Raw genomic sequence first — 1262 nt, forward strand, 5'->3', positions numbered from 1 at the left:
AACTCCCAAATCTACCTTTTTTGTGAAATTTTTTTAAATCACATGATTCTTATCAATTTTGGCGGGGAGACTAACTATAAGTTATGTATTTGTTCTGAGGTTGCTTGCCATGTTCCGCTATTTAACTGTTCAAATAGACTTATCTCGGAATTATTGAATTTGGTTTTAAGTAGTAGAGCTTTTATTTCAGAGAATTGCATTCGTTGGACATCATCAAAAATTATCATTATTTTTTCAATGGTATTGAGTTTGACATCGCTGGTGCTAGAAAATAACTTAAGTAAATTATCTTCTGTAGGGTTGACAAGAATAATGATTTTTGAATTGTTTGGGTTTTCAATAGAGTGAGTAATGTAGATAGGTTGCTCTTGATGAAATGGATCTTGAGATGTCGCATGGGGAATAAAGTATTTCTTGGAGTAAGTCCATAATACCCTATCTAGCTCCATGACAAAATCACTATTGTTAGCAATAACACAAGTATTGATAGAATTGGAATAACATTTTTGAGCTAGTTGGCAAAACGCTTTTGCTAATAAGTCTTGCTTTGTTTTATAACAACTTATTTTTATCATTTATAAAAAACTAAAAAACTAAATTTACTGACAAATAATTTCATATCCTTGCATAGTAAAGATTGTGAAAGTATAATCCTTCCTATCCAAGAGGTTTGAGTAAATATAACATGCTAAGATGTACTTATATAGTCCTTATTCATAATAATGAATCTAATATTGCTAAACTAGTAGATTCATTAAAAAAAATAGTAGGTAATTTTCGTAAGGAATTTATTTTTGTTGATGATGGTAGCACGGATAATTCGCTTAATTTACTTAAAGCAGAAGTAAATGATATCCCAAGAACTACAATCATTACTCAGAAATGCAAGGACCAAGTATCAGTGTAAATAAAGCTATAAGTCTTGCTACTGGCGATTATATTCATTTTGTGGAAGGTGATGAGATTTTACAAATAGATTCTACTTCTGTTCTTATGGACTCGTGCTTAAAATTAGGAACAGAAGTCGCAATTGGACCTGTGGCAAAGAGTATGTCAACTATTGATAAATTAGCCGGTATATGCAAAATAATTCAAAATCCAATAAACGAAATATTATCAGGCAAGATCTCTGCGATACGTAATGTTGGAAGATCTGGGAGTGTAGTACATAGCAAGCTACTAGATAGTCTCTCCGTCAAAACTCTAAATTTTTGATATAATTTCAAGAATTTCAAAAATAAATCACCGCACATTCATTTTTT

General features: G+C 30.8%; 3 protein-coding genes. 2 read left to right on the forward strand and 1 reads right to left on the reverse strand.

What is annotated here, in order from left to right; translation table 11 throughout:
• Positions 1 to 74: 74 nt before the first annotated feature.
• Complete coding sequence (locus Megvenef_RS09520) at positions 75 to 575, reverse strand: DNA polymerase III subunit chi (RefSeq protein ID WP_322777674.1); 501 nt, start codon at positions 573 to 575, stop codon at positions 75 to 77.
• Between the two features lie 110 nt (positions 576 to 685).
• On the opposite strand from Megvenef_RS09520, the gene Megvenef_RS09525 reads away from it, so the two are divergent.
• Both Megvenef_RS09525 and Megvenef_RS09530 read left to right on the forward strand, forming a co-directional pair.
• Entirely contained in the window at positions 686 to 907 is a 222-nt protein-coding gene (locus tag Megvenef_RS09525) for a glycosyltransferase (RefSeq protein ID WP_322777675.1), read from the forward strand.
• A complete protein-coding gene (locus Megvenef_RS09530; RefSeq protein ID WP_322777676.1) occupies positions 883 to 1215 on the forward strand; it encodes a hypothetical protein in 333 nt (110 codons plus the stop codon). Before Megvenef_RS09525 ends, Megvenef_RS09530 begins: the two co-directional genes overlap by 25 nt.
• Positions 1216 to 1262 lie beyond the last annotated feature (47 nt).

The sequence above is a fragment of the Candidatus Megaera venefica genome (assembly GCF_034554655.1).
GTDB classification, from domain to species: domain Bacteria; phylum Pseudomonadota; class Alphaproteobacteria; order Rickettsiales; family Rickettsiaceae; genus Megaera_A; species Megaera_A venefica.

Bases quoted from the DNA above. Each gene is read 5' to 3' on its own strand.
- Megvenef_RS09520 (WP_322777674.1), bottom strand. From the start codon at position 575: ATGATAAAAATAAGTTGTTATAAAACAAAGCAAGACTTATTAGCAAAA.
- Megvenef_RS09525 (WP_322777675.1), top strand. From the start codon at position 686: ATGCTAAGATGTACTTATATAGTCCTTATTCATAATAATGAATCTAAT.
- Megvenef_RS09530 (WP_322777676.1), top strand. From the start codon at position 883: ATGCAAGGACCAAGTATCAGTGTAAATAAAGCTATAAGTCTTGCTACT.